At 30.2% G+C, this 1,757-nt stretch carries 3 protein-coding genes; all 3 read left to right on the top strand.

Going from position 1 to position 1,757, the window contains the following annotated elements; genetic code table 11:
- Window positions 1-102 precede the first annotated feature (102 nt).
- The 3 genes from Q0856_RS17915 (at window position 103) to Q0856_RS17925 (ending at window position 1,519) form a co-directional block, all read left to right on the top strand.
- A complete protein-coding gene (locus Q0856_RS17915; RefSeq protein ID WP_298507198.1) occupies window positions 103-435 on the top strand; it encodes a hypothetical protein in 333 nt (110 codons plus the stop codon).
- Window positions 436-444: 9 nt separating this feature from the next.
- Window positions 445-666 (top strand): hypothetical protein, encoded by a 222-nt coding sequence (locus Q0856_RS17920; RefSeq protein ID WP_298507199.1) that lies wholly within the window; start codon window positions 445-447, stop codon window positions 664-666.
- Between the two features lie 157 nt (window positions 667-823).
- Window positions 824-1,519: a hypothetical protein gene (locus Q0856_RS17925; RefSeq protein WP_298507200.1), complete on the top strand. Its 696-nt coding sequence runs from the start codon at window positions 824-826 to the stop codon at window positions 1,517-1,519.
- Window positions 1,520-1,757: the final 238 nt, after the last annotated feature.

The following is a 1,757-nucleotide window of genomic DNA, read 5'->3' on the forward strand; positions in this document are numbered from 1 at the left end:
CAAAAAGGTTTGGCTAATTACGTGGCGGAATGTTAAGTACTAACTTGCTCCCGTACTATTTATAGCCAAACCGTTGTAACACATTTGACCAAACCAAGAAAATTGAAATTAACTAAAAAACATTTGGGAATTTACAACACCTACGAAGGAAAAAAATCTTCGTTAGAAAATGTTGGAACTCAAAAAGAGAAGGAATTATTTCAAAATGGAGAATTTGAGAAAATAACGGAATTAATAGAAACTGAATACAAAATAAAACAGAAAGAGCTTTCGGAATCAGAAATACAAAATCACAAATCTGAACTGAATTTAATATTTGATAGCAATTGGAATAAAAAATTGTTGAAATACTTATCGAAAAAATATTCTGAACCTGAAAAAGAACAAAGCACTTTTGACTCAATAATGTCTATGCTTTGGGCAATGTTAGGATAAAATTAAAATATGACTGAATTTATAATCATATCTGTTTTGATAATCCTTTTTGGAGGATTTTTATATTGGGCTTATCTTCCTGATTATCGAAGAAATCCTAAAGAATTTTGGCGGACATTAATCGGAATGCCAATTGGAATGTTACTTGGCGGAATTGGATTTAATGAATTAAATGAACAAATAAAAAAATGGGCGTTAGGAGAAAAAAATGAAAAGAAAACTGAAAAATAAAAACGTGTTACAACAATGTATAACCGCAATTACGGCGGATTCGACTACGTCCGAATCCACTCGGAATTGCTAACGCCAGTTCTTAACCGAAAATTATTAACTTTAATCCCGTAACTGACGGTTATACGAGACCGTTGGCAACAATTAAAGAAAAACTATGTACAAAGAAAAAACCTATAGAGAATTAATTGAACTTTTATCAATTCATAAAAAGCTGACATTCCAATCCCAACTGGATTTAAAAGAGGAACTAAATAAACGAAATATTCAAGATGACATAGTAGATTTGGAAAATACTATTAAAGAAAAAATTTCTAAAATAGAAAATCTTGACTATCTAAATAATCTTGGATTTAAAGCGGACAAATTTGGCGACTCAATAAGAGTTACAAGAACAGACAAAGCTGTTTTAATAGACATTATTGCTATAGTTTTAGGAATAATGTTTTGTCTAATTGGACTTTTTGGAATTTTTGGTCTGATTGGTTTTTTTTCGAGCGAAAGTGAATTCAGTATTTTATCATTAATCACAACAATCGGAATGATAGCAATCGGAATTTTAGGAGTTAAATTTTTAAGCGGAATTAAGCGTTTGATTGACTATGCTGGTTTTGAATTGCTAAATAATAACGGAACAATAACTCTGAAAAAAAGATTTGACACAAAGCTTGTAGAAATACAGAAAAACGAATCTTTACTTGAGTTAAAAGAACAGTCGGAATTGGTGACCTTAAAATTAGAAAATGACGATATATTAAGTGCTAATACAAATAATATTATTCAGAAAATGACAATATCTGAATTAACAAAAAGATTAAAACTGTTGCCAACACCGTGTATAAAACATAGCTAATAAGTGCTAAACTTCGAGGTTTGTTCTTATTTGCAAAGACCGCCAAATTTTTAAATTTGGCTTTTAAAATAGAAAAGTTAAAAATAAAACATAAAAATTCGGCTCTGTGTTAATCCGAAAGAATAGCGTTTTTTTTACACGCTACATTTCATACACAAGACCGTTGGCAGTAACTTACCTAGTAAAAAAAGAGAACCTAAGCGCTTCCCTCCTTTTTTTTTTGTTTACCCTATAGTTG

It is taken from the genome of uncultured Maribacter sp. (assembly GCF_947496775.1).
Taxonomy (GTDB): domain Bacteria; phylum Bacteroidota; class Bacteroidia; order Flavobacteriales; family Flavobacteriaceae; genus Maribacter_B.